Source organism: Thioalkalivibrio nitratireducens DSM 14787 (assembly GCF_000321415.2).
GTDB classification, from domain to species: domain Bacteria; phylum Pseudomonadota; class Gammaproteobacteria; order Ectothiorhodospirales; family Ectothiorhodospiraceae; genus Thioalkalivibrio; species Thioalkalivibrio nitratireducens.
Map to the genome: position 1 here is coordinate 535438 of NC_019902.2, position 21513 is coordinate 556950.

Annotated in this window: 16 protein-coding genes and 2 pseudogenes; 11 read left to right on the plus strand and 7 right to left on the minus strand. The window is 66.7% G+C overall.

Annotated elements, in window-relative coordinates; all coding sequences use genetic code 11:
• Window positions 1–5 precede the first annotated feature (5 nt).
• Both TVNIR_RS02605 and TVNIR_RS02610 read right to left on the minus strand, forming a co-directional pair.
• Window positions 6–1224, minus strand: a pseudogene (locus TVNIR_RS02605) (IS110 family RNA-guided transposase).
• Window positions 1225–1789: 565 nt separating this feature from the next.
• Window positions 1790–2491 carry a class I SAM-dependent methyltransferase gene (locus TVNIR_RS02610; protein WP_015257421.1) on the minus strand — a complete coding sequence of 234 codons (702 nt, stop codon included), beginning with the start codon at window positions 2489–2491 and terminating at the stop codon, window positions 1790–1792.
• A gap of 490 nt (window positions 2492–2981) precedes the next feature.
• On the opposite strand from TVNIR_RS02610, the gene TVNIR_RS02615 reads away from it, so the two are divergent.
• From TVNIR_RS02615 to TVNIR_RS02630, 4 genes are all read left to right on the plus strand, one after another.
• Window positions 2982–4763, plus strand: a complete 1782-nt coding sequence (locus TVNIR_RS02615; RefSeq protein ID WP_015257422.1) for an ABC transporter transmembrane domain-containing protein — start codon at window positions 2982–2984, stop codon at window positions 4761–4763.
• A 458-nt stretch (window positions 4764–5221) separates the two neighbouring features.
• Window positions 5222–6172, plus strand: coding sequence for a PDC sensor domain-containing protein (locus TVNIR_RS02620; RefSeq protein WP_015257423.1), 951 nt, complete (start codon window positions 5222–5224; stop codon window positions 6170–6172).
• 577 nt (window positions 6173–6749) lie between these two features.
• Window positions 6750–9011 carry a SulP family inorganic anion transporter gene (locus tag TVNIR_RS02625; RefSeq protein ID WP_015257424.1) on the plus strand — a complete coding sequence of 754 codons (2262 nt, stop codon included), beginning with the start codon at window positions 6750–6752 and terminating at the stop codon, window positions 9009–9011.
• Window positions 9008–9790 carry a DUF3025 domain-containing protein gene (locus TVNIR_RS02630; RefSeq protein ID WP_237251709.1) on the plus strand — a complete coding sequence of 261 codons (783 nt, stop codon included), beginning with the start codon at window positions 9008–9010 and terminating at the stop codon, window positions 9788–9790. The genes TVNIR_RS02625 and TVNIR_RS02630 overlap by 4 nt, the downstream gene beginning before the upstream one ends.
• A gap of 37 nt (window positions 9791–9827) precedes the next feature.
• On the opposite strand, the gene TVNIR_RS02635 is transcribed toward TVNIR_RS02630, so the two are convergent.
• The 3 genes from TVNIR_RS02635 to TVNIR_RS02645 form a co-directional block, all read right to left on the minus strand.
• Window positions 9828–11747 (minus strand): bifunctional diguanylate cyclase/phosphodiesterase, encoded by a 1920-nt coding sequence (locus TVNIR_RS02635; protein WP_043739142.1) that lies wholly within the window; start codon window positions 11745–11747, stop codon window positions 9828–9830.
• A gap of 36 nt (window positions 11748–11783) precedes the next feature.
• A complete protein-coding gene (locus TVNIR_RS02640) occupies window positions 11784–12536 on the minus strand; it encodes a transglutaminase-like cysteine peptidase (protein WP_015257427.1) in 753 nt (250 codons plus the stop codon).
• A 239-nt stretch (window positions 12537–12775) separates the two neighbouring features.
• On the minus strand, window positions 12776–13297 hold the full coding sequence (locus TVNIR_RS02645; protein WP_043739145.1) for a hypothetical protein: 522 nt from the start codon (window positions 13295–13297) through the stop codon (window positions 12776–12778).
• A 220-nt stretch (window positions 13298–13517) separates the two neighbouring features.
• Here TVNIR_RS02645 and TVNIR_RS02650 point away from each other — a divergent pair.
• Window positions 13518–15045 (plus strand): annotated as a pseudogene (locus TVNIR_RS02650) (protein adenylyltransferase SelO).
• Here the strand turns inward: TVNIR_RS02650 and TVNIR_RS02655 are convergent.
• Window positions 15021–15476 carry a methyltransferase gene (locus tag TVNIR_RS02655; RefSeq protein ID WP_043739148.1) on the minus strand — a complete coding sequence of 152 codons (456 nt, stop codon included), beginning with the start codon at window positions 15474–15476 and terminating at the stop codon, window positions 15021–15023. The pseudogene TVNIR_RS02650 and the gene TVNIR_RS02655 overlap by 25 nt on opposite strands.
• Before the next feature lie 179 nt (window positions 15477–15655).
• On the opposite strand from TVNIR_RS02655, the gene TVNIR_RS02660 reads away from it, so the two are divergent.
• The 3 genes from TVNIR_RS02660 (at window position 15656) to TVNIR_RS02670 (ending at window position 18407) form a co-directional block, all read left to right on the plus strand.
• Window positions 15656–16429: an SDR family NAD(P)-dependent oxidoreductase gene (locus tag TVNIR_RS02660; RefSeq protein ID WP_015257430.1), complete on the plus strand. Its 774-nt coding sequence runs from the start codon at window positions 15656–15658 to the stop codon at window positions 16427–16429.
• Window positions 16430–16812: 383 nt separating this feature from the next.
• Window positions 16813–17337, plus strand: a complete 525-nt coding sequence (locus TVNIR_RS02665; RefSeq protein ID WP_015257431.1) for a hypothetical protein — start codon at window positions 16813–16815, stop codon at window positions 17335–17337.
• 47 nt (window positions 17338–17384) lie between these two features.
• Complete coding sequence (locus tag TVNIR_RS02670) at window positions 17385–18407, plus strand: DUF2891 domain-containing protein (protein WP_015257432.1); 1023 nt, start codon at window positions 17385–17387, stop codon at window positions 18405–18407.
• A gap of 51 nt (window positions 18408–18458) precedes the next feature.
• On the opposite strand, the gene TVNIR_RS02675 is transcribed toward TVNIR_RS02670, so the two are convergent.
• Window positions 18459–18947 carry a YaiI/YqxD family protein gene (locus tag TVNIR_RS02675; protein WP_015257433.1) on the minus strand — a complete coding sequence of 163 codons (489 nt, stop codon included), beginning with the start codon at window positions 18945–18947 and terminating at the stop codon, window positions 18459–18461.
• 155 nt (window positions 18948–19102) lie between these two features.
• On the opposite strand from TVNIR_RS02675, the gene TVNIR_RS02680 reads away from it, so the two are divergent.
• The 3 genes from TVNIR_RS02680 (at window position 19103) to TVNIR_RS02690 (ending at window position 21495) form a co-directional block, all read left to right on the plus strand.
• Window positions 19103–19648 carry a DUF2058 domain-containing protein gene (locus tag TVNIR_RS02680; protein ID WP_015257434.1) on the plus strand — a complete coding sequence of 182 codons (546 nt, stop codon included), beginning with the start codon at window positions 19103–19105 and terminating at the stop codon, window positions 19646–19648.
• Window positions 19649–19828: 180 nt separating this feature from the next.
• Entirely contained in the window at window positions 19829–20407 is a 579-nt protein-coding gene (locus TVNIR_RS02685; RefSeq protein ID WP_157092169.1) for a DEAD/DEAH box helicase family protein, read from the plus strand.
• Between the two features lie 776 nt (window positions 20408–21183).
• Window positions 21184–21495 (plus strand): hypothetical protein, encoded by a 312-nt coding sequence (locus TVNIR_RS02690; RefSeq protein WP_043739151.1) that lies wholly within the window; start codon window positions 21184–21186, stop codon window positions 21493–21495.
• Window positions 21496–21513 lie beyond the last annotated feature (18 nt).

Sequence of the window (21513 nt, forward strand, 5' to 3'; positions counted from 1 at the left end):
GCGGCTCAGGTGGCGGTGAGATAGCCGTGCTTTTCCAGCATCTTCAGCCAGCGCGGCGCGTTGCGCTGCACGACGAGAGCCTCGTAATCGACGGTGCGATCCTGGTAGGGGGCCGCATGATTGAGCATGGCGTAGACGATGCGCAGGAGCTTGTGCGCCAGGGCCACGATGGAGCGCTTGTGTCCCTTGCGGATGGACAAGGCCGAAAACTTGTCCTTGAGCGCACAGCGGGTGCGGGAGGCGGCTTGCGCGAACTCGCACAGCAGGCGACGGACCCAGGCGTTGCCCTTGCGCGTGCGTCCGCTTTTGCGTTTGCCGGCGCTCTCGTGGTTGCCGGGGCAGATGCCGACCCAGGACGCGAGGCGTTCGGCGCTGCCGAAGCTCGCCATGTCGGTACCGATTTCGACGAGCAGCATGGCGGCGCCAATGCGGTCGATGCCGGGCACGGTTTCCAGCAGGCACACCTGCGGCTCCCAGGGGGCCAGACCCGCAAGCAGTTCCTGTTCGAAGCGGGCGATCATGGCCTCGAGGTACTCGATGTGCGCCAGAACCTCGTTGAGCACGAAGCGGTGCCTGGTGCTCAGTTCCTCCGGTTGCAGGGCTTCGAACAGTTCTTCGCGGGAAGCCCGCAGGCGGCCGGCGAGGTCGAGGATTGCGTGCATGGGGGCAGTCGGCGAGCAGGGCCTTGATCATGGCCCGTGCCGACGCGCCGTGTACGTCGGAGACCAGCACGTTCAGGCGAATCCCGGCATCGGTCAGCACCTTGTGCAGCCGGTTCTTCTCCGCGGCCAGCATCCCGACCAGCTTCTGGCGCTGCCGGGCGATCAGGCGCAGATGGCGGATCTCGGCCGGAGGAATGAACGAAGCCCGCAGCAGACCGGCACGGGCCAGCGTGGCCAGCCACTGGGCATCGGAGAGGTCGGTCTTGCGGCCAGGCACGTTTCGGGCGTGACGGGCATTGACCACCCAGGCCATGACGCCCACACGCTCAAGGGCCGCATAGGGGCTCTTCCAGTAGATCCCAGTGCTCTCCATCACCACGACCTCGGGGTCAAACCCGCGAACCCACTCGGCCAACGCCCGCCGATCGCGCTTGAAACCACCAAACTCCCGGTGCTCCACCGCCACACTGCCATCGGGCTGCTCGATCAGCGCACAGGCCGTGATCTTGCTCTGGTGCACATCCAGACCGACAACGCGCCGGTGAATCGGGGTAATGTCCATGCTGACCTCCTCGGGCAAACGCACTATCCTTCACGATGTGCTGTCGCCAAGGGCGCCGTCCTTCAACGGCCTGTCGGGACTCGACGGCTCTTTTTAGCGTGCGCTGTCCATGACCCTTCCAGGCCATGCCAGGCAATCCGGGGTACGAGTGAAGGGCAGCGGGTCGAGTTAGCGTGCGCGGTCAGGCGCCATCAAGAATTATCGCGACCTCAGCCCGACGCGACAGCACGCCCATTATCTTTCATCATCGGGGGTGCCGCGCGCCCGGCGGCATGACAGTTAGCGTGAAAATACGCCGCCCTAGAATCGTATGTCTCTGATTTATAATCGTATTTTCATCCTTCGGGGTGCCTCGCGGCCGAGGGCATGACAGTTAGCGTGAAAATACGCTGCCCGGGAATCGTATCTCTCTGATTCATAATCGTATTTTCATCCTTCGGGGTGCCTCGCGGCCGAGGGCATGACAGTTAGCGTGAAAGTCGCGTCCCGGCGACGTGTGGGGCGGAAGGGCGCAGCGTCCGGGGGCTCGAACGAGCCGACAAAGAGCGCGTGCCGCGACGACCGCTCAGGGCTTGCGCAGCAGGTCGGCCCGGTTCGGGTTGCGGAACTCGGCGACGCCATCCTCGCCCGCGTGCTGCATGAACCGGTCGCGGATGGTCGCATACAGCACTTCGTCGATCGCGAATTCGGTGTGGGTCGCGCCGAGGACGCGGTCTTCGAACTCCTCGAACCCCTGGAACCGGCTGATGCTATCGAAGAAGATCTCGTCCTCCAGGATGAACAGGCCTTCGTCGACGGCGGTCTGCATTGCCTCGAAAGCCGCGATTCGAACATCACGTTCATCATGAAAAAGTTTTAAAATATCATTGAATTTACCGGCATAAACAGGTTCCGAGAAATAGGCGATGCCGCCCGGTCTCAGCACGCGGTGGATCTCCGCGAGGCCCTGGCGCAGTCTTGGTTGCGGAACGTGATGCAACGACTTCAGCATGATCACCGCGTCGACCGAGTCATCGGCTTCGGCGATCGCCTCGATTCCGCCCAGCCGGAACGAGGCGCGGGGCAGGTCGCTGATCCGGAGGTTCTTCTCGTGCTGAGCCCGATCGACTTCGGTGGCGATTATCTCCGCTACCGGCAACTGCTCGGCGATGCGGCGCGTGGTCTCGGCCCTGCCGCAACCCAGTTCCAGCAGGCGCGCTCCGGCCACCGGGAGGCGTTCGGCGATCAGTTCCAGATCCGACAGGACCGGCAGCGGTCCGGATTTCATCAGTTGCAGGGGAGTCTCCTTGCGTGGGCGGGTTCGCCGTCAGGGTAGCGATTTCCCGGTGATTGTCACGCCCATCCCGGTCGGTGCACCGGGGATCTTCCGCTAGGGCGCCCGCGTGGTCGAGGTGGGGCAGGTGCTCACCGGTTGCACGGGGTGCCACGGTCGGGCCGTACACCTGCTTGTTCGCGCGCGCTGCCGCAACATGGGACCCTGCGCCGAGAGGCTGGCGCGGGCATCGTCCCGCTGGAGCCAGCGACCGGTATTCCGGGCATGTGCCGGTGTTCGATCGCCGGGCGGGGGTTTGAACCCGAAGTCGGTTCTGGGAGTCACCGCCGATGCCGGGAACCGTGGACGCGGAGAACGGGAGCCGCTGCATGAAGGTTGAATATATCGTGATGCCGGTTGGGGCCGGAGTCGATCGACCCGGTCGGGTTGCCGATTGCCGCCGGGCAACGGGGCCGCGCACCTGTGCACTGGACCGGGGGACGCCGTGACCGGCTGGAACGATCTGGCGGCGCCTCGCCCGGCGGGCCGCGATTTGCGCGTCCTGGTGCCCCTGGCGCAGTTTCTGCGGCCCTACCTGCGCACGCTGGCGCTCGGGGTGCTGGCGTTGCTGGTCGGTGCCGGTGCCATTCTGGCCTTCGGTGCGGTGCTGCGGCTGTTGATCGACGCAGGCCTCACCCAGCAGGATCCCGCCGCGCTGAACCGGGCATTGCTGATCTTGCTGGGAGCGGTGGCGGTGATGGCGGCGGGCGCGGGCGCGCGCATCTACTTGGTCGCCTGGCTGGGGGAGCGCGTGGTGGCCGACCTGCGCCGCGCGGTTTTCGCCAACGTGATCGAACTGGACCCCGGGTTCTTCGAGCGTACTCGGACCGGCGAGGTCATTTCACGGCTCACCGCCGATACGACGCTGATCCAGTCGGTGGTCGGGCATACCCTGGCGATCGCGGCGCGCAACCTGCTGTTGATCGCGGGCGGCCTTTTCTTGATGCTGCACACCAGCCCCGTGCTAACCGCCTGGCTGCTGCTGGGTCTGCCAGTGGTGGCCCTGCCGGTATGGTTCCTTGGCCGCAGGGTGCGCGCGCTGTCGCGCCGGGCCCAGGATCAGGTGGCGGCTGTCGGGGGACGGGTGGACGAGAGCCTGTACGCGATCCAGACCGTGCAGTCGCATGTCCAGGAAGCCGCCGAACGCGCACGCTACGGCCAGGCCGTGGAGCAGGCTTTCGGGGTGGCCGTCCGGCGTGCCGCGGTCGGAGCGCTGCTGGCCGCGTCGGTGATTCTGCTGATGTTCGTGCTGATCACGGCCGTGCTCTGGGTCGGGGGACACCGGGTGCTCGCCGGGTTGATCACACCGGGCGAACTGGCGGCGTTTCTGTTCTACGCGGTACTGGTGGCCGGATCGGTCGCGGCCCTCAGCGAGGTCGCGAGCGAACTGCTGCGCGCGGCGGGCGCGGCCGAGCGGCTGCTGGAACTCCTGCAGGTTCGTTCTGGTCCGCCTTCGCCGCGGCATCCGCAGCATTTCCCCGAATCGGCGCGCGGCACGATCCGGTTCGAGAACGTGTCCTTCGCCTACCCGACACGCCCGCAACCGCCGGCGCTGCAGAATTTCGATCTGGAGATTCCCGCCGGCGCCACGATAGCGCTGGTCGGGCCCTCGGGAGCCGGCAAGTCCACGGTGTTCCAGTTGTTGCTGCGTTTCTACGATCCCGACGGCGGCTGCGTGCGCGTCGATGGCGTGGACGTCCACCGAGTGCATCTCGCGGCGCTGCGCGGCCGCATCGCGCTGGTGCCTCAGCAGCCGGTGCTGTTTGCCGCCAGCGTCCGGGACAACATCGCCTACGCGGCGCCGGAGGCGCCGGAATCGGCGATCCTGGATGCCGCCGTGGCAGCCCATGCGATGGAATTCATTTCCGCGCTTCCTGAGGGCCTGGACACGCCGCTGGGCGAGCGCGGGGTCCGGTTATCGGGAGGGCAGCGCGCCCGCATTGCGCTGGCGCGGGCGATTCTGCGCGATCCGGCCATCCTGCTGCTCGATGAGGCGACCAGCGCCCTGGATGCGGAGAGCGAGCGGCTGGTGCAGGCGGCGCTGGAACGCATCAGCCGCGGGCGTACGACGGTGACGATCGCGCACCGCCTCGCGACCGTACAGGCAGCGGACCGGATCGTGGTGATGGATCGCGGCCGTATCGTCGCCCAGGGGTCGCACGCCGAGCTGGTGGACGAGAACGGGCTGTACGCGCGCCTGGCGGCCCTGCAGTTCTCGACGACCTGAACGCCTCGGCTGTGGTGTCGGGACGCACATTTTTTTTCGTCGGGTGAGCACTGGCTCACCTGGTGAGCCAGTACCCCGGGGATAATGACGCTGCGGGGTCCCAGGGAAGGGAATCAGACAGCCGCAGGGTCGCGGCCCCCGCCTTTCCCGCCATCCCTCTCCCCATCCCATCACTCCGGGCATCCTGCCCTACGCCGTTCGGGCCAGCCTGCGGCTGTTCGAAATCGGCTCCCGGCGGATTTGTCCCGTTTGCGGGAAAGGGGGATTTCGTGCGCGCTGCGCGCGATTTTCACGTTAAAAAGACTTTGCATGCCCTTCATTTTCCGTGATGTCCGTGTCCTTCCGTGGCAGCTTTTTCACGTTGATCGGGTGGGCCGGGAACTTCCGCGCGTCGGTTCGTTTCTGATCACGAGAGGCCCGGGGGCGGGCACGGCTACATGCCGGAGGGGGATGGCGGGATGGAGCCTTCGCTGAAGGACAGCATCTACTTGCAGCGCGAGCGGCTTGCGCAGATCCTGCACGAACCGCTGGCGCAGCTGGCCGGGAAATGCGTGCAGGTCTGGGGAGATCGGGCGGGCCTCGACGAGGTGCTGCGAAACGGTTTCTGCAGCATCCCGCATCGCACTTTTCTCTACTGTTTGGGTACCGACGGGATACAGATCTCCGACAACGTCGCGGCCACCGGGCTGGTGTCCGAACATTTCGGGCGCGACCGATCGTCGCGCCCGTATATGAAGGAGGCCGTGCCCAGCTGGGGTTTCCTGCTCTCGGATGCCTACATCAGTCTGTACGCAAGGCGGCCGTCGATCACCGCGCTGCAGGTCGTGCGCTCGGAGAGCCAGGGGGTGGTCGGGTACCTGGGCGCGGATTTCGATCTGCGCAACCTGCCGCTGACCGCCGAACTCTACGAGGAACCCTCGTACTGGCGCCAGCTCAAGGGCGACCCGGCGATTCGGGGGGGCGTGTTCCAGCAAAGCCGCGTCGAAAGCCCGCTGGACCGCAGCTTGGACCAGTCCCTGTCGATCCTGGACGAACTGCTGACCCAGCGCGGCGTGTTCCAGTGCCAGGTGCACTTCTCAAGCAGCCAGGCGACCGTGTGGACGGTGAATGACCCTCTGCGCTATCGCCTGCTGGACCACGAGGCGCTGAGCGACCCCGACGTCTGCCTGGTGTATCCGCAGACACCCTATCCGGCTGATGCCACGATACCCCAGCAGTGCGTCGGTCCGATCCTCTTGGCCCTGCGGTCGTTGCGGCTGACCGACGAGACCTTCTACCTGCGCATGTCGTCGATCAACCTGTTCAACGGCATGGTCAGCGTTACGTTCTCCTGCGACGGGTCTCACTACATGCGCTACGACGAGTTTCTGGCCAAGAGCCATTCGTTCTGGTTCGGGACAGGCAACTGACGCGCGGAAGAACCGTCGGTGCAGCACGCTTCCGCATCCATCGACCTGATGATCACGCTTCCTCGTTCAGCCCGCTGAACTGGCTGGACCCCGGAGTTGCTCGCCCGCGAGACAGGCGTACACGAAGGCCCCGAAGTGCAGGAGCGAACCTCGCGAGTGGGCACGCGGCGGTACGTTCCCTGCCATGGCTTTGCGCCACCCCCGACGATGGGAATCGCCTTCCCCGCTTGCGGGGGAGGGTTGGGGAGGACGCGCGGCATGCGATGGTCATGCGGATATCGAATCTCGGGTTCCCCCATGGGCGTCTGCGTGGGACGACTGACGACGCATCCGGGGTGCCGGTGGGCTCCCGGGTTACGGGCGGGCGGTCGCTGCAAACCATTGCGCGGTCGTGCGAAAAGCCCTAGCGTTTCAGCCGGGCATGGCGCGGCCGCCGGTGCCGGCCCTGTCCAGCGCCAAATCAGAAAGGATCCCGGCGCCGCGGTTCCCGCGGTCGGCTTCGTGCGCCAGAGTCAGGCAGCGACGGGAGTTGGCGGGCAGGGGATCGTTCGAAGGATCCAGACAGAGGGGAACGTCTTTGAACGAAAAACCCAGTAACGGAATCAAGGGTCTGAAACACTGGCGCTACGACCTGGGTGCGGGTCTGCAGGTGGCGCTGGTATCGTTGCCGCTGTCGCTCGGGATCGCGATCGCCTCCGGGGCACCGCCGGTGGCGGGTGTGGTGTCGGCGATCATCGCCGGGCTCGTGTTTCCGTTCCTGGGCGGGGCCTACGTGACCATCAGCGGACCCGCTGCGGGGCTCGCGCCCGCGCTGCTGTCCGGGATGCTGCTGCTGGGGGGCGGCGACCTCGCGGCCGGTTATCCGCTGGTGCTGGTGGCCATCTGCCTGACCGGACTGGTGCAGATTCTGCTCGCGTTCGTGAACGCCGGACGCTTCGCGATCTTCCTGCCGGTAACGGTCGTCGAGGCGATGCTCGCGGCGATCGGCATCATGATCATTCTGAAGCAAGTCCCGCCGCTGCTCGGTGACCTCTCGCCGGTCGCGCCTACCACGCTCGATTCCATCGCCAAGCTGCCTGAGACGCTGACGCGCATCGAACCGACGGTGTTCTTCATCGGCGCGCTATGTCTGTTCCTGATGTTCTTTCTGAATGCGACGCGCAGGGTCTGGATGCGGCGCATTCCTCCGCCTCTGTTCGTCGCGATGCTGGGACTGGTGCTCGCGGTGGTGCTGGGGCTCGAGGAACCGTACCTGATCGTGATGCCGGAAAACGTGCTGGAAGGGGGGATCACGGTTCCAGCGTTTGGTGAGGTGTTCAATCGGCCCGAACTGTGGGTCAGCATGCTGATCGTGGTGATCACCCTGACGTTGATCGACGGCATCGAATCGCTGGCGACGATCGCTGCGGTGGACAAGATCGATCCCTACCAGCGCAAGTCCGACCCGAACGTGACACTGCGTGCGATGGGCGTGTCCAACGTCGCCTCGAGTCTGGCAGGTGGCCTTACCATCATTCCGGGCGGCGTGAAGAGCCGGGTGAACATCGACGCGGGCGGGCGCACGCTCTGGGCCAACTTCTACAACGCGATTTTCCTGATCGTGTTCCTGCTGCTGGCCACCGACCTCATTTCGATGATCCCGCTGGCCGCGATCGCGGCGATCCTGATCTACGTGGGCTGGCGCTTGTGCGAGTACCGGGTGTTCAGCAAGACCTACGCGATCGGACGCGACCAGATGCTGATCTTCCTGGTGACCATCGCCGCGATCCTGCTCACGGACCTGCTATGGGGCATCCTGATCGGCATGGCCGCCGAGATTCTGATGCTGGCCTACCTGCTTACACCTTCGTTCCGAGCGGTGCTGACCGGCCGGCTCGCCTTTGTCCAGTCCCTCGAGTTGATCGGGCGCAACCTGGCCAGCCTGTTCCGGAACCCGGTCATCAAGGTGCACGCGGACCAGCGCGACGGCCGGCCTCACTACGAAATCTCGCTGGGTTCGCTGGTGTGTTTCAACCTGTTGCCGTTCGACAAGCTGTTGCAGAACCTGCCGTCCGATGCCGCGCTGACCGTCATCGTGACCGAATCCGGGCGGATCGTGGACCACACCGCGATGGAATACCTGCACCAGCTACAGGAGCAGGCGCTGCGCGAGGGGCGGCCGTTCGAGTTGCGGGGGCTGGAGCACTACTACCAGTTCACGCAACACTCGCTGTCCGCGCGCATGCACGATGCCGCGCTGGTCCGGCGCGAGGCGCGGCTGTCGGCGCGTGCGGAGCAGATGGCCGCTTTCGCTCGAAGCCATGGGCTGGAGTTCGACCCCGCCACCTCCGCGGTGCTGGACGCGCACGGCTTCACCTATCTGCGGCGGGGCGACCTGAAACAGGAACGCAACGTGCTCACCGGCGAGTACCGGGGCCACGATATCCGGCTGTTCGACTACAGCCATACTGCTGCTCCGGATCACTACGTCGAGCACCGCCACACCGTGGCCATCATCACGCCCCCGTCGGGCGTTACGCCGTTGCCGGACCTGGTGCTGGCACCGGGGCATTACCTGAAGCGCTACCTGGTCGATTACCAGGAACACGATGCCCCGGTCGACATCGACTACCCTGAAGGGTACCGGGTGTATACGCGCGAAGATCGTTCGCTTCCGGCCGCAGAACGGCTGCTCGGCTATGTCCAGCGCCATCCCGGGGTGTATGTGGAAGTTCGCAGCGGGGCCCTGCTGGTGTTCCGGCCGGACCGCGAGCTGGAGGATCCCGAGAGCATGGAAGGGCTGCTCGAGGTCATCGATGCCGCGATGTCACCGTCTGTGCAGCACTCGACATCCGCGTGAGTGAAAACAGGCAAACGATCGACTGGTCCCGGCCATGGCTGGCGCCGTTGCGGCCGTTGGCTCCGTTGCTGGCTGCCGACGATCTGCGTGCGGCGTTGAACCGGACCGCCCGCGAGCGGGATTTGCGTACGAGCACCGGGCGCCCGGTACGGTTCGTCGCGGCAGCCGACGCCGGGGCCGGTCGGAATGCGCGCCCGTACGAGTCGCATATCGCGGAAACGGGCCGTGTCCCTACCCGTGATGACCTCCACGACGTGTTCAATGCACTGGTCTGGCTCACCTTTCCGCTCACGAAGGCGGCGCTCAACGCAGTGCAGGCCCAGGTCATCGCACGCGAGGGAGTGCGCGGCCGGCGGGGGCCTGTGCGCGATGCCGCAACGCTGATCGACGAGAGCGGGCTGTTGCTCGCGGCCGCGGATCCACGCGTGTTCGGGGCGCTGGCCGCGCATGACTGGCCGCGCTTGCTGGTGCGGGAACGTGCACGCTGGGGGCCTGCGATCCTCCCCATGGCATTTGGGCATGCGCTGTTCGAAAAGCTGGTGCATCCGTTCAAGGCCATCACCGCCGTGGTGGTGCCGCTGCCGCTCGCGGTTCCAGGAGAGGGAGCCGACACTCGGACGCTCGATGCGGCAGCGGCGGGTTTCGTGCGCGATCCCCTGCTGGCGCCCCGGCGGCTGTTGCGCCTGCCGGTGCTGGGAATCCCCGGTTGGCACGAGTCCAATGCCGACGCAGGGTTCTACGACGACGCCGCGGTGTTCCGCCCCGCGCCGAACCGGTGAACCGCAACGGTCGGGACCGGATCCCGCGCCTCGCGTACTACCGGTAGTCCACGACCCCGGGTCCGGTGACTCCGTCGATGCCCAGTGCCTCCAGCGCCTGACGCTCCTCCTCGGTGCGTACGCCCTCGGCGATCACGATCACTCCGATCGAATGGCCGATGGTGCACAGCGTGCGCAGCAGAGTCTGGTTCGCGGGGTTCTTCTCGACGCTCCGGACGAACGAGCCATCGGCCTTCAGGTAATCGAGGCCGATGTCGTGCAGGCGCCCGATCTCCGAGACCTGGTGGCCGAAATGCTCGATCCCCATCCTGCATCCGAAGGCCTTCGCCTCGCGGGATAGGTGTGCGAAGGCGTCGAGGTGGCGGAAGGCCATCGCTTCGGGCAATTCGAGCCAGAGCTGCCGGGCAGCGTCGGGGGCTGCCGCGCAGCGGTGGCCCAGCCAGGACGGGAAGTCCGGATCGATCAGCGCGTCGACCGAGAGATTGATCCCCACCGGCCGGCCCTGTTCCCCGATCAGGCTCAGCGCCAGGTCGACCACCCGCCGGTCCAGTTCCGACGACATCTCCAGCCGGTGGATCCACGGCAGGAAATGCCCGGCGGCCAACATCTCTCCCTCCCAGCGCAGGCGTACCGGAGCTTCCAGGTGAATCAGCCGATCCTGCAGATCGACCACAGGGAAGGTCGCGAGGGAGAAAGCGCGTTCTGCAAACGAGTCGGCCAGGATACTGCGCCAGCGCTCCAGCTGCTCGTGGATCGGCGTGGTGTCGGCGTCTCCGGCGCGCGCGACGTTGATCGCCGAATCCCCCTGTCGGTCGGCGGCCTGGAGCGCACCATCGAGTCGGGTCAGCAGGCCGCTGACGGTCGCCCCGTGAGTGAACACGGTCGCGGCGCAGGGCAACGTGATTCCGGTATCCATGCTGTGACGTTCCAGAACTTCGCGCAGTGCCTGTTGCACATCGGTGGCCACCCGGTGGGGTTCCATGGAGCGCGGTGCCAGCACCGCGAAGTCGGAGCCGTTCAGGCGCGAGGCGCCCCAGCCGCTTTGCTGGCCGACGATCGCGTTGAGCGCGGCCCCCATCTCGGCCAGCAGACCGTCGATTGCCTTGCGGCCATACGCCACGTTCAGGTCTGCCAGCCCGTTGATCCGGATCAGCGCCAGCGAGCCCGCCGCATTCTCGTCGTCGCCCTGCAACGTGGTATCCAGCGTCTGCAGGAAGGGGTCGCGGCAGAGCAGCCCGGTGACCTTGTCGATATGCGCGTCGCGCTGGAATCGCTCGAGGCGCCGGGCCTCCTGTTCGAGCATGGCCCGCACACGGTCCGACAGCGCGTTCATCGCAACGACCACGCGCCTGAATTCCAGTGTCGCCGGTTCGGCCACGGTGATGAATCGCCGATTGCCGATCGCCTCGGCCTGGTGGACGACGGCATCCAGTGGACGCACCGTGCGGCGCAGCAGCAGCGTGCCGAGAAGCCCGATCAGGATCGCGCCACCGGCAAAGATCAACGCCAGTTGCCGGGTGCCATCCCACAGCGATTCGTAGGCGTAGCTGGTCTGGCTTTCGACGGTCAGCGCCCCGAACTGTGACCAGCCATCGGTGATCTGCGCGACCCCGGGCTCGATATCGAACGCCATCAGGTGCACGAACCAGCCTGGAACCCCCTCCGGATCCACGAAGTTGGTCCGCTCCTGCATCACCTCTCCGCGCGGGTTCGTGATGCGGATCAGCCGGTAGTGACCGGTATCGAACTGTGCTGCGAGCGCCAGTTCCACCGTGGCTTCGTCCTTCGGCAGTTGCGTGAGTGAGAGCGCCAGCGATGCGGCGTTGTCCACGTTCTTCACGTGCAGTTGCTGGGCCAGGTAGTTGCGTGCCGAAACCGTGCTGACCGCGACGCTGACCAGCAGGGACAGCAACATCAGGAGGGCGACGGCAATCCAGAGCTGTGTTTTGAGTGACATGGTATCCGCGACCGTTGAGTTATCTGCCCGAGTGGGTTATCTGTCCGAGGCGATCGGGCGGGAAAGGTTGATTCCGTCGGCCTGCATGCGCTCGAGCACACCACGCCAGTTCGACAGGCGCGCGGTGGAGTCTCCGGCCGAGGTCGTGGCCCCGTCCGGCCACAGTCCCTGGCTGTTGAAGCTGAACACCGGCGTCAGGTCGTCGCGCCGGGAGGCCGGACGGATGTCGGAGATCAGGTTGTCCAGGATCAGGGGTTCGGCATCCTCGGACGGATAATAGCCCAGCACCATGTGCACCTCGGTTGCGTTGCTCGCCAGCGCGCCGAGCCGGGCATGGACATAGAACAGGCGCAGGCGCGAGTCGGGTATGCCCAGCTTGCGCAGGCTCACGTATTTGGCGATGGAGTAGTCCTCGCAGTCGCCACCGCCCTTGCCGAGGGTTTCCAGCGGCGTGGCCCAGTAATCGTTCTTTCCCCAGAGATCCTGGTCCGTCGTGTAACGCACGTTTCGGTTGAAAAAATCGTTGATCCGATGGATCTGGCGGCGCTCGTCGAGCGAAGCCGCGCGCACCAGCGTGTCCCGCCAGTCCTGGACACGCTGGACGGCCTGGCCATCGTAGCGCTGGGCAGCGAGGCGCTCGAGGCGGGCGAAATCGGACAGGCCTGCGTGCAGCCAGCCGGCTGCGACCAGCGCGAAAAGGAGCAGTACCGACACGATCGCCGGCAGGGTGGTGGTGACGTACCGGGAACGCACGGGCTTCACCCCGAACTCCACGGGATCCCGGGGCATGCGGGTGCATCGGCCGGAAACAGGACCGGTACAGGGTTGGCAGGGCCGTTGGGATCGGGCTCCGCCGCGTATCGATCCGTGCAGGTTCCGGGAATGCTGCGGCGCGGGCGGGGCCGGGGGACGGTTCGTGAACCAGGCTGCCCGTTACCCGGTACCGATGGCTGCGCGCGCAGTGCATTCGGGAACCGGTGCGGGTTGCAGCTGAGGACCGACATGGTGTGTCCGGCCGATGCGTCGGGTCACCGGAACGGCATCCCCGGCATCAAACCTTCCGGCCGGGTCATGCGGTGCATGTCGGTCGAGATGCGTCCCATCGTGCCGCTCATCGTACCGGCGGCGTGGGTCATCCGCCCGACCGTACCGTCCATGGCTCCCACATCCCCGGCCATGCCCCGGATGCTCAGCGTGATACGGTCGACATCGGCATTCATGGAACGCAGATCGGACCCCATGAATTCGGCATCGGTCCGGATCCGGGCGAGGTCGCCGGACATGCCGGTCTGGCCTGCCACGATGCTCTCCGCCATGACCTCCATGTCTCCGACCATGTAGGACATGTCCACGTTCATGCTGGACACATCGGCACCCATCTGCGTTACGGCGCGGGTCATCGTGCTCATGTCGCGGCCCATGTTGATCATGAACAGCCCCATGCCCGCAAAGGCCAGCGCGAAGCCGATCAACACGATGCCTGCACCGATCATCTGCGCTCTGGAAATAGCGGTTGTGGGCTCTTGCTGCTCCCTGAACTGCTCGGACATGCTTCCTCTCCAGCTGGTGCCGACGCAGTTGCACGCCCTTGGGCTGATTGAAGTCGGCAGGGGTGGCCGCGGGCCGGTGTAGCCAAAAGGCTGGCTACATCAGAGCATAATCCATGAACGGCGGGACTGCCCGGGGCCGGCGAAGACGCGCAGTCGCCAATTCCCCGCACAGAGCGGCGACAAACGGACGCAAGGACGGGTTTGTGAAATAGTCGGGTCCATGCGCTGGAACTTCGATCACAGCTATGCCCGCCTGCCCGAACCGTTTTACGCCCGGGTCGAACCCGTGCCGGTCAACGCTCCTGAACTGGTGCTGCTGAACCGCGCCCTGGCCGATGATCTGGGGCTGGAAGCGGATGCACTGGCGGGGGCGGACGGCGCCCTGATGCTCGGCGGCAACCGGGTCGAAGCCACGAGCGAGCCTATCGCGCAGGCCTATGCGGGGCACCAGTTCGGTCACTTCACCCTGCTCGGGGACGGCCGCGCGCATCTGCTGGGCGAACATCGCACACCGGACGGACGGCGCGTCGACATCCAGCTCAAGGGTTCCGGGCCGACGCCCTTCTCACGCCGGGGTGATGGGCGCGCGGCGCTGGGGCCGATGCTGCGCGAGTACCTGATCAGCGAGGCGATGCGCGGGCTGGGTAGTCCCGACCACCCGCAGCCTGGCCGTAGTCGCGACCGGGGAGCGGGTGTTCCGGGAAGACGCGCTGCCCGGGGCCGTGCTGACGCGGGTGGCCGACAGCCATCTCCGGGTCGGAACCTTCGAGTACGCGGCGGCACTCGATGCCGGTCTCGACGTTCCCGGCCGCGCGGGAACGGGGACCGACGCCGATGCGGTCGCGCCCGACGGTGCGTCGTTCACGCGTGCGCTTGCCGACTACACGCTGCGGCGCCACTACCCCGAACGGCTCGACCGGCCGACGCGCTATCTCGACCTGCTGGAAGCGGTGATGGATCGCCAGGCGGCACTGATCGCGCAATGGATGCGGGTGGGTTTCGTGCACGGAGTGATGAATACCGACAACATGGCGCTGTCCGGCGAGACCATCGATTACGGCCCCTGTGCGTTCATGGACGAGTACGATCCGGCCACCGTATTCAGTTCCATCGACCGCCAGGGCCGCTATGCCTTCGGGAATCAGGCGCCGATCGCACAGTGGAACCTCGCGCGGTTTGCGGAGACATTGCTGCCGCTGATCGATCCGGATCCGAAAGCGGCGGTGGCCAGGGCCGAGGAAGCGCTCGGCCGCTTCCCGGCATTGTTCACCGGGTACTGGCGCGCCGCGATGCGCGCAAAACTCGGGCTCGAGCGGGAGGAACCCGGCGATCAGGCGCTGATTGAGTCGCTGCTGGAGTGGATGCAGCACAGCGGCGCGGACTACACGAACACGTTCCGCGATCTCGCCGATCGGGCCGCGATCGATGCGCCCGCGCGGGTCGATCGCGCGTTTCAGGATCCGGAGTTCCTGGCCTGGCACGCGCGCTGGAAGGAACGGCTGGCACGCGAGCCCGGTGATCCGGACGATGCAATCGCCCGGATGCGTGCCGCCAGCCCGGCGGTGATTCCCCGCAACCACCGGGTGGAACAGGCCCTTGAGGCCGTGGTTCATTCCGGCGACCTCGAACCCGTGCACCGACTGCTGGAGGTGTTGGCCGACCCTTACGATACCCGCCACGACGATTCCGAGTACCGTCGCCCGCCGCCACCGGACCAGCGCGTCTACCAGACCTTCTGCGGTACCTGAACCGGTTCCGGACCGACCGGTTGCCGGGGATCGCGCCGCTGGCTCGCTGCACGCAGCGCCGGATACAGCATCTGCCGTCGGCGACCCGGATGCGACAGCGGGCGATAGTGCGTGGCCGCGGTACGCGGGTAACAGCACGGGGCCAGGGTGAGGCGGCAGCCGCTGCGGGCGGCGAGTTCGATGAGTCTGAGATGCAGATCCCCGCAGGCGTGCAGCGCTGCCACCTGGACGCCTGCACCGATCCAGCTCGAAGTGTCGGCGGCCAGGACATCCTGCGGCTGCAGCGTGACCGGCAGCCCCTGACGGTCGGCCAGTCTCTGGCCTTCCGCACACAGCGAGGGCCGCTTTTCCAGCGCAAGCACACCGAGGCCGTGCCGCCGGGCCAGCAACGCGGTGTGGCGGGCAAAACGTTCGGCGTGAGAAAGAGGCACGGGCGGGCGCGGGGATCCGGGGCGTCGGCGTCATTGAAGCATGTCGGCTGCAGGTGCGTTCCGTGGGGCACCGCGTGTGCGCGAACCGCGTGGCGGTACCCTTTACAGCACGAAGCCGATCCGCGACCCTGCGCTACAGCGCAATAGCTGGGGTCGACCGAGCCCTCGGGAAGGAAGACATGCAGGAAACGGGTTCCGAATCCATTCGGACAGCACTCATCACGGGCAATTCCAGTGGTCTGGGCCTGGGACTGACACGGGTACTGAAGCGTGGGGGTACCGCGGTCTACGGGTTGAGCCGGCGCGGCTGTCCCGAGCCGGTCGCGGGAGACGTGCGGGTGGATCTCGCCGAGCACGACCGGATTGCACCTGCGCTGGGCCGGCTGCTCGAAGGTGTCGAACGCCTGGACCTGGTGGTGCTCAATGCCGGGATCCTGGGCCAGATCCAGCGCATGCAGGATGCCGACCTCGCCGAACTCAAGCACGTGATGGACGTCAACGTCTGGGCCAACAAGCCGATCCTGGACGAACTGCTCCGGCGCGAGATTCCGGTCGGCCAGATCGTGGCGATCTCGTCTGGCGCGGCCGTGTTCGGGAGTCACGGCTGGAGTGGTTACGCGCTCTCCAAGGCGGCGCTGAACATGCTGGTGCAGCTCTACGCGCACGAGTTTCCGGATACACCAGTGCACAGCCTCGCTCCGGGCCTGGTCGATACGGCCATGCAGGAGTATCTGTGCGAGGACGCCGATGTCGGGGCGTTTCCCGGCCTGGAGCGCCTGCGCGAGGCCCGCGGAACGGCCGATATGCCGGACTCGGAGGCTGCCGCGCAGCAGGTGCTCGAGAGTCTGACGGCGCTGCGGGCGGAGCCAAGCGGGCGCTTTCTGGATCTGCGCGCGTTGCGCGACCCCGATGCCTACCAGCGTCTGCTGGCCAGCAAGGCCACCGGGCGCTGAGGGGGGGGCGGCGTCAGGGTTTGTGAGAATGCGGTCTGCCGGGGCGAAGCTGACCGGGAAACCGGCCAAGACTGGCGCAGTTGCTCGTGCGCGGAGAGCTGCGCATCGCGGCTCGCGGCCGGCGGCGGACTTCCCGGTTGCACCTGAGCCGCCGGATCGCAGCAGCCGAGATCCGCGGGATGGGCGCGTACCGGCCGATCGTCTGCCGTCGAACACTTCAAGGTGCAGCGGCGGTACTCTAGGAAATCGTCGTACTCCTCGTGCGCGACCACAGTCGCCGGCCATGGTGCGCGCGGTTCCGGTCGCTCGGGGGGCAGTTATGACAGCGGTGCGGGGGCTGATCCCCGCGCTGGAAACGTCGTCAGAACGCGGGAGGCAGTGAGATGCGCAAACGGATCGTCCCGGCAACACAGGAGCGGGCTGCGGGAGCACGCAGCGACTGGCTGGATCTGCAACGGGTGGTCGAGGTCGAGATGACTTCCGAGGATCCCGAACACCCGATCGAAAATGCGCTGATACCCGGCAGGGAGGGGGGCTGGCGCGCGTCCGGGCCGGGGGCACAGGTGATCCGGTTGCTGTTCGACGAACCCCGGCCGATCCGGCGGATCTGGCTGCATTTCGAGGAGCCGAGGCTGGAGCGCACGCAGCAGTTGGTGCTTCGCTGGTCGCCGGATCGCGGCCAGAATATGGTCGAGGTGGTGCGTCAGCAATGGAACTTCAGCCCCCAGGGCGCCACCGCGGAAACCGAGGACATCGTCCTCGGGGTGCCGAACGTGACGCTGCTGGAACTGGCCATTATCCCGGACATCAGCGGCGGCGAGGCCCGGGCATCGCTTGCGCAGTTGCGGGTGGAAGTCAGCGAATCGGAACCGTCGCAGGCACCGGCTGCCCCCGGTGCCCGGGAGTAGCGGCCGGGTCGTCAGCGCACGGTATCCGGCGCGGTGGGCGTGAACCCGTGGATCCCGTGCTCGATGCCGCGACCACCGAGGCGTATGCGCGCGCGGGATTGGCCAACATCCGGCGCGAGTATCCCAACCATCCCGGACACCTTCTGACCGGCGAAGAGGATCTCCGCGCGCCGTCGCAGCTGCATCCGATCTTCTACGGCTGCTTCGACTGGCACTCGTCGGTGCACCAGCACTGGATGCTCGTGCGACTGCTGCGCCGGTCGCCGCGCCTCGGTATGGCCGACGCGGTCCGGAACACGCTGGACCGCCAGTTCGACGTCGGCGCTGCGCGGATCGAGGCCGCTTACTTCCAGCATCCCCAGCGCCGCAGTTTCGAGCGCCCCTATGGCTGGGCCTGGTTGCTGACGCTGGCCGCCGAACTCGAGGCCTGGGGGGAAGCAGCGCCGCGGCGCTGGGCCGCGGCGCTGCAGCCGTTGACCGACACGGTGCGGGGTCGCTGCCTCGACTGGCTGGCCGGGACACGGTACCCGCAGCGCGCCGGCACCCACGGCAACAGCGCGTTCGCCTGCGCTCTGCTGCTGGATGCCGCGAATGTCAGCGGCGACGTCGATCTGGCCGAAGCGGCGGTGGCGGCGGCATGGCGCTGGTACGCGGCCGATGCCGGGTATCCGGCCTGGATCGAACCGTCGGCCACCGACTTCCTGTCGCCGGCGCTGGTCGAGGCCGACCTGATGGCGCGCATCGTGCCGGGCGACGGGTTCCCCGAGTGGCTGGAGGGCTTCCTCCCGGTCCCCGATCCGCTCGAGGAACCGGTGGTGGTGACAGAACGGGGTGACCCTCAGGGTGTGCATCTCGACGGCCTCAACCTCAGCCGGGCCTGGTGCTGGCGCAGGATCGGGGCCACGCTTCCAGCGGATCATCCGTGGCGGCCTGCCGCACACAGGGCGGCTGCGCGCCACGCGGTCGCCTCGCTCCCCGCCGTGCTGTCCGGCGACTACGTGGCGGAACACTGGCTACCGAGCTTTGCCGTCTACCTGTTCGAAGGCGCTCTCGTGCCGCCCGGAACCTGATGGATGTCGACCGGAATGGCGACCGGGGATGCGCGACGCCAGTATCGGATGCTAGCGGGGTTCGCCGGGTGCAGGAGCGGGCGGGTCGCGCTCGCGGAGCTGTCGCTGGAGGAACCGGTCCAGCTGGTTGGCGAAGGCTTGCCGGTCGCGCGGATGCAGCGCCGACGGACCGCCGGTGTCGACGCCCGATGCGCGCAACGTCTCCATGAAGTCGCGCATGCCGAGACGTGCGCGAATCGTGTCCGCGCCGTACATCTCGCCCCGAGGGTTCAGCGCATGGCCGCCGCGTTCGATGACCTCGGCCGCCAGCGGGATGTCTGCGGTGACTACCAGGTCGCCCGCCTCCAGCCGCGCCACGATCTCGTTGTCGGCCACGTCGAACCCCGAACCAACCTGGATCGCGCGCACGAACCGGGAAGGGGGCACCCGTAGCGGCTGGTTCGCCACCAGCGTCACCGGTACCCGGGTACGCTCGGCCGCCCGGAACAGGATTTCCTTGATCACGCCGGGGCAGGCGTCGGCATCGACCCAGATTTTCATCGGTGGGCGTTCATGGCTGGACGTTCACGAGCAGTCTCCTTGGCGCTGGCCCCGACCCGGCTCCGGATCCGGGCAAATCCGGTGCGGCCGCGGCCATCGCGGGGCGTGCATGATACCATCGCCTGCACCACCCACCGGAACCCCGGGAACCGAGCATGGCGGGCTCACTGAAGGATCAATTGCTGAAGGCCGGCGTTGCCAGCAGGAAGCAGGCGAAAGAAGCCGAACTGGAGAAGCGCCGGAAGCAGAAACAGGGCCGGCAGCGGGCCGACAAGGAAGAGCGCGAACGGGCGGCCGCAATCGAGGCAGCGCGCGTGGCGAAGCTGGAGAAAGACCGGCAGCTGAACGAGCAGCGCAAGCAGGAGCAGGCGCAGCGTGCCCTGCAGGCCGAGATCCGGCAACTGGCCGAGCAGCACCGGATCGATCCGCCCGAGAACGCGGACCTGCGCTACCACTTCGTCTGGGAGAACAGGGTCCGTTCGCTGTGGGTCGATGCGGGCCTGCGTGCCCAGCTGTCGGACGGCCGGCTGGCGCTGGTGGCGGTCGATCAGGCGTTTCTTCTCGTGCCCGCTGCGATCGCCCACCGCATCCGGCTCCGGGATCCGAACGCGGTAGTGCAACCCGAGTCCGGGGCCACGGACGGGGCACCCGGCGACGACGAGTACGCGGACTACCCCGTCCCGGACGATCTTCACTGGTAGCCGGTTGACCTGCCATGCCCGGATCGGAACCGATGTCGGGTGAAGTCCGCCTGTACGCGGCCTGCAGCGTGGCCCGCGACGGGTACGGGCCAAGAACTCGGCGGCCGAGAACGGACCCGCGACTCCCGGCTGCTGTTCCCGCCCGGCCTGCCGATCCGCGATCCTGGTCCGGAACCGGTGATGAACGCTCGATCCGCCAGCGCCTTTTCGACCGCCTCGCTGGAGAACCTGCGCCGCCGCCTCCTGGACCTGACCGGGCGCAACCGGTTGCTGGACTTCACCCACGGGCGCTCCGGCAACATCCGGATCATCGACGATGCCGACAGTTCGCAGCACCGTGCGCTGGTGGACGCGATCGACCGCCGGAATCTCGTCATCAAGGGACCGCCCGGACAGGCACGTCGCAGACGATCACCGATCCGATCGCTCTGCGACCCTCGCGCAGGGCCGAAGGTGCTGTTCGTGGCCGAGAAGCTCGCTGCACTGGAAGTGGTGAAGCGCCGCCTCGATCACGCGGGAATTGGTGATTTCTCTCTCGAACTGCACAGTCTGAGATCCAGAAGCGCCGGGTGCTCGATGTCGAATCCAGGAGCGTCTTGCCAACCAGGGCCGCTATCGGCCGCCGGCGGAGCTCGATGTCGACATTGCCCGCCAAGAGAAGTCCTGATTATCGCGAAACCTCCGCAGCGAGTGCGACGCCATTCTGCGTCGGTCGTCATTGCGAGCGTAGCGCGGCGCCACCTGTTGCCATCACGGTAGCCACCGCCGACCCTGCAAGAAACGCAGGCGAACGAAGCCAACGACCGTCATCCGCCATCCTCACGCAGTGTGCACCACAATCTGCGGCCAGAGGCTCACGCGGCTAGTGGGCCATGCGGGGAGTTCCTCACCCGATCGCTTCGCCAGACACGCCGGCGCTGCGTTGGGCAAGTTTGAAATAGGTTGCCATTCCTGCACTTGGCCGCTTTGCCCGCCTGCGCGCCTTGCTCCGGCGCTCCCGGCTGTGCTCCATAGGCACCGAACGTGCCGTATGGCCCGCTAGCGTCGCCCGGTTCGGCCTTTCTTGAATCCACCAATCAGAATGATTATCATTGATGATATTGGTGGCTCCGAGTGAAAGCCCGTCACCCGGTGCCTCATGCGATCGTCGCGACGCCTGTCGCGAAAGCCTTCGGGGACCGATGACGGCTTCCGGGGCCTCGTAGCCAGCCAGCCGTTGACGGCCAGCCAGCCAGCCAAGCAGCCCGTATCCATGACTGGAGCGAGAGATGCCCGCGCGTGCTGACCCGTCCACTGTACCCGTCGCGCCACCTGCGGGGGCGACCCGGGCTGTGCCGATCGCAGAAAACAGCCCCGTTGTCGGCCAGGCGACCGTCTCTCCCGCCTCTCCCATGTGCCTACGGCGCGGCTTCTCCCGGTTTCAGGGCGATGTCGCGTCGGTGCGGGATTTCGTGCACCGACCGCATTCGTCGGCTCCTGTGCAGCCACGCTGCACCCTCCACGTTCGATTCAACCCCCAGTTCGGGAGACCTGTCATGAAGCCCCTTGTGTCCGCATTTGTCCCGCTGCTGATCTTCAGCGCTCCGGCGCTGGCGCATACACCGTTGTTTGCCTGTTACGACAATTCCGACGGCACCGTGCTATGCGAAGGCGGTTTTTCCGATGGCTCATCGGCTGCCGGCGTCGCCATCCGGGTGCTCGGTGCTGATGGCTCGGTGCTTCTCGAGTCGCAGCTGAATCACCTGAGCGAGATCGAGTTCGACAAGCCGGACGGCGAGTACACCGCGGTGTTCGACGCCGGTGAGGGCCACCGTCTGGAGATCCCCAGCAGCCGCATCCTGCCCTGACCCATGTCCATGCCCATG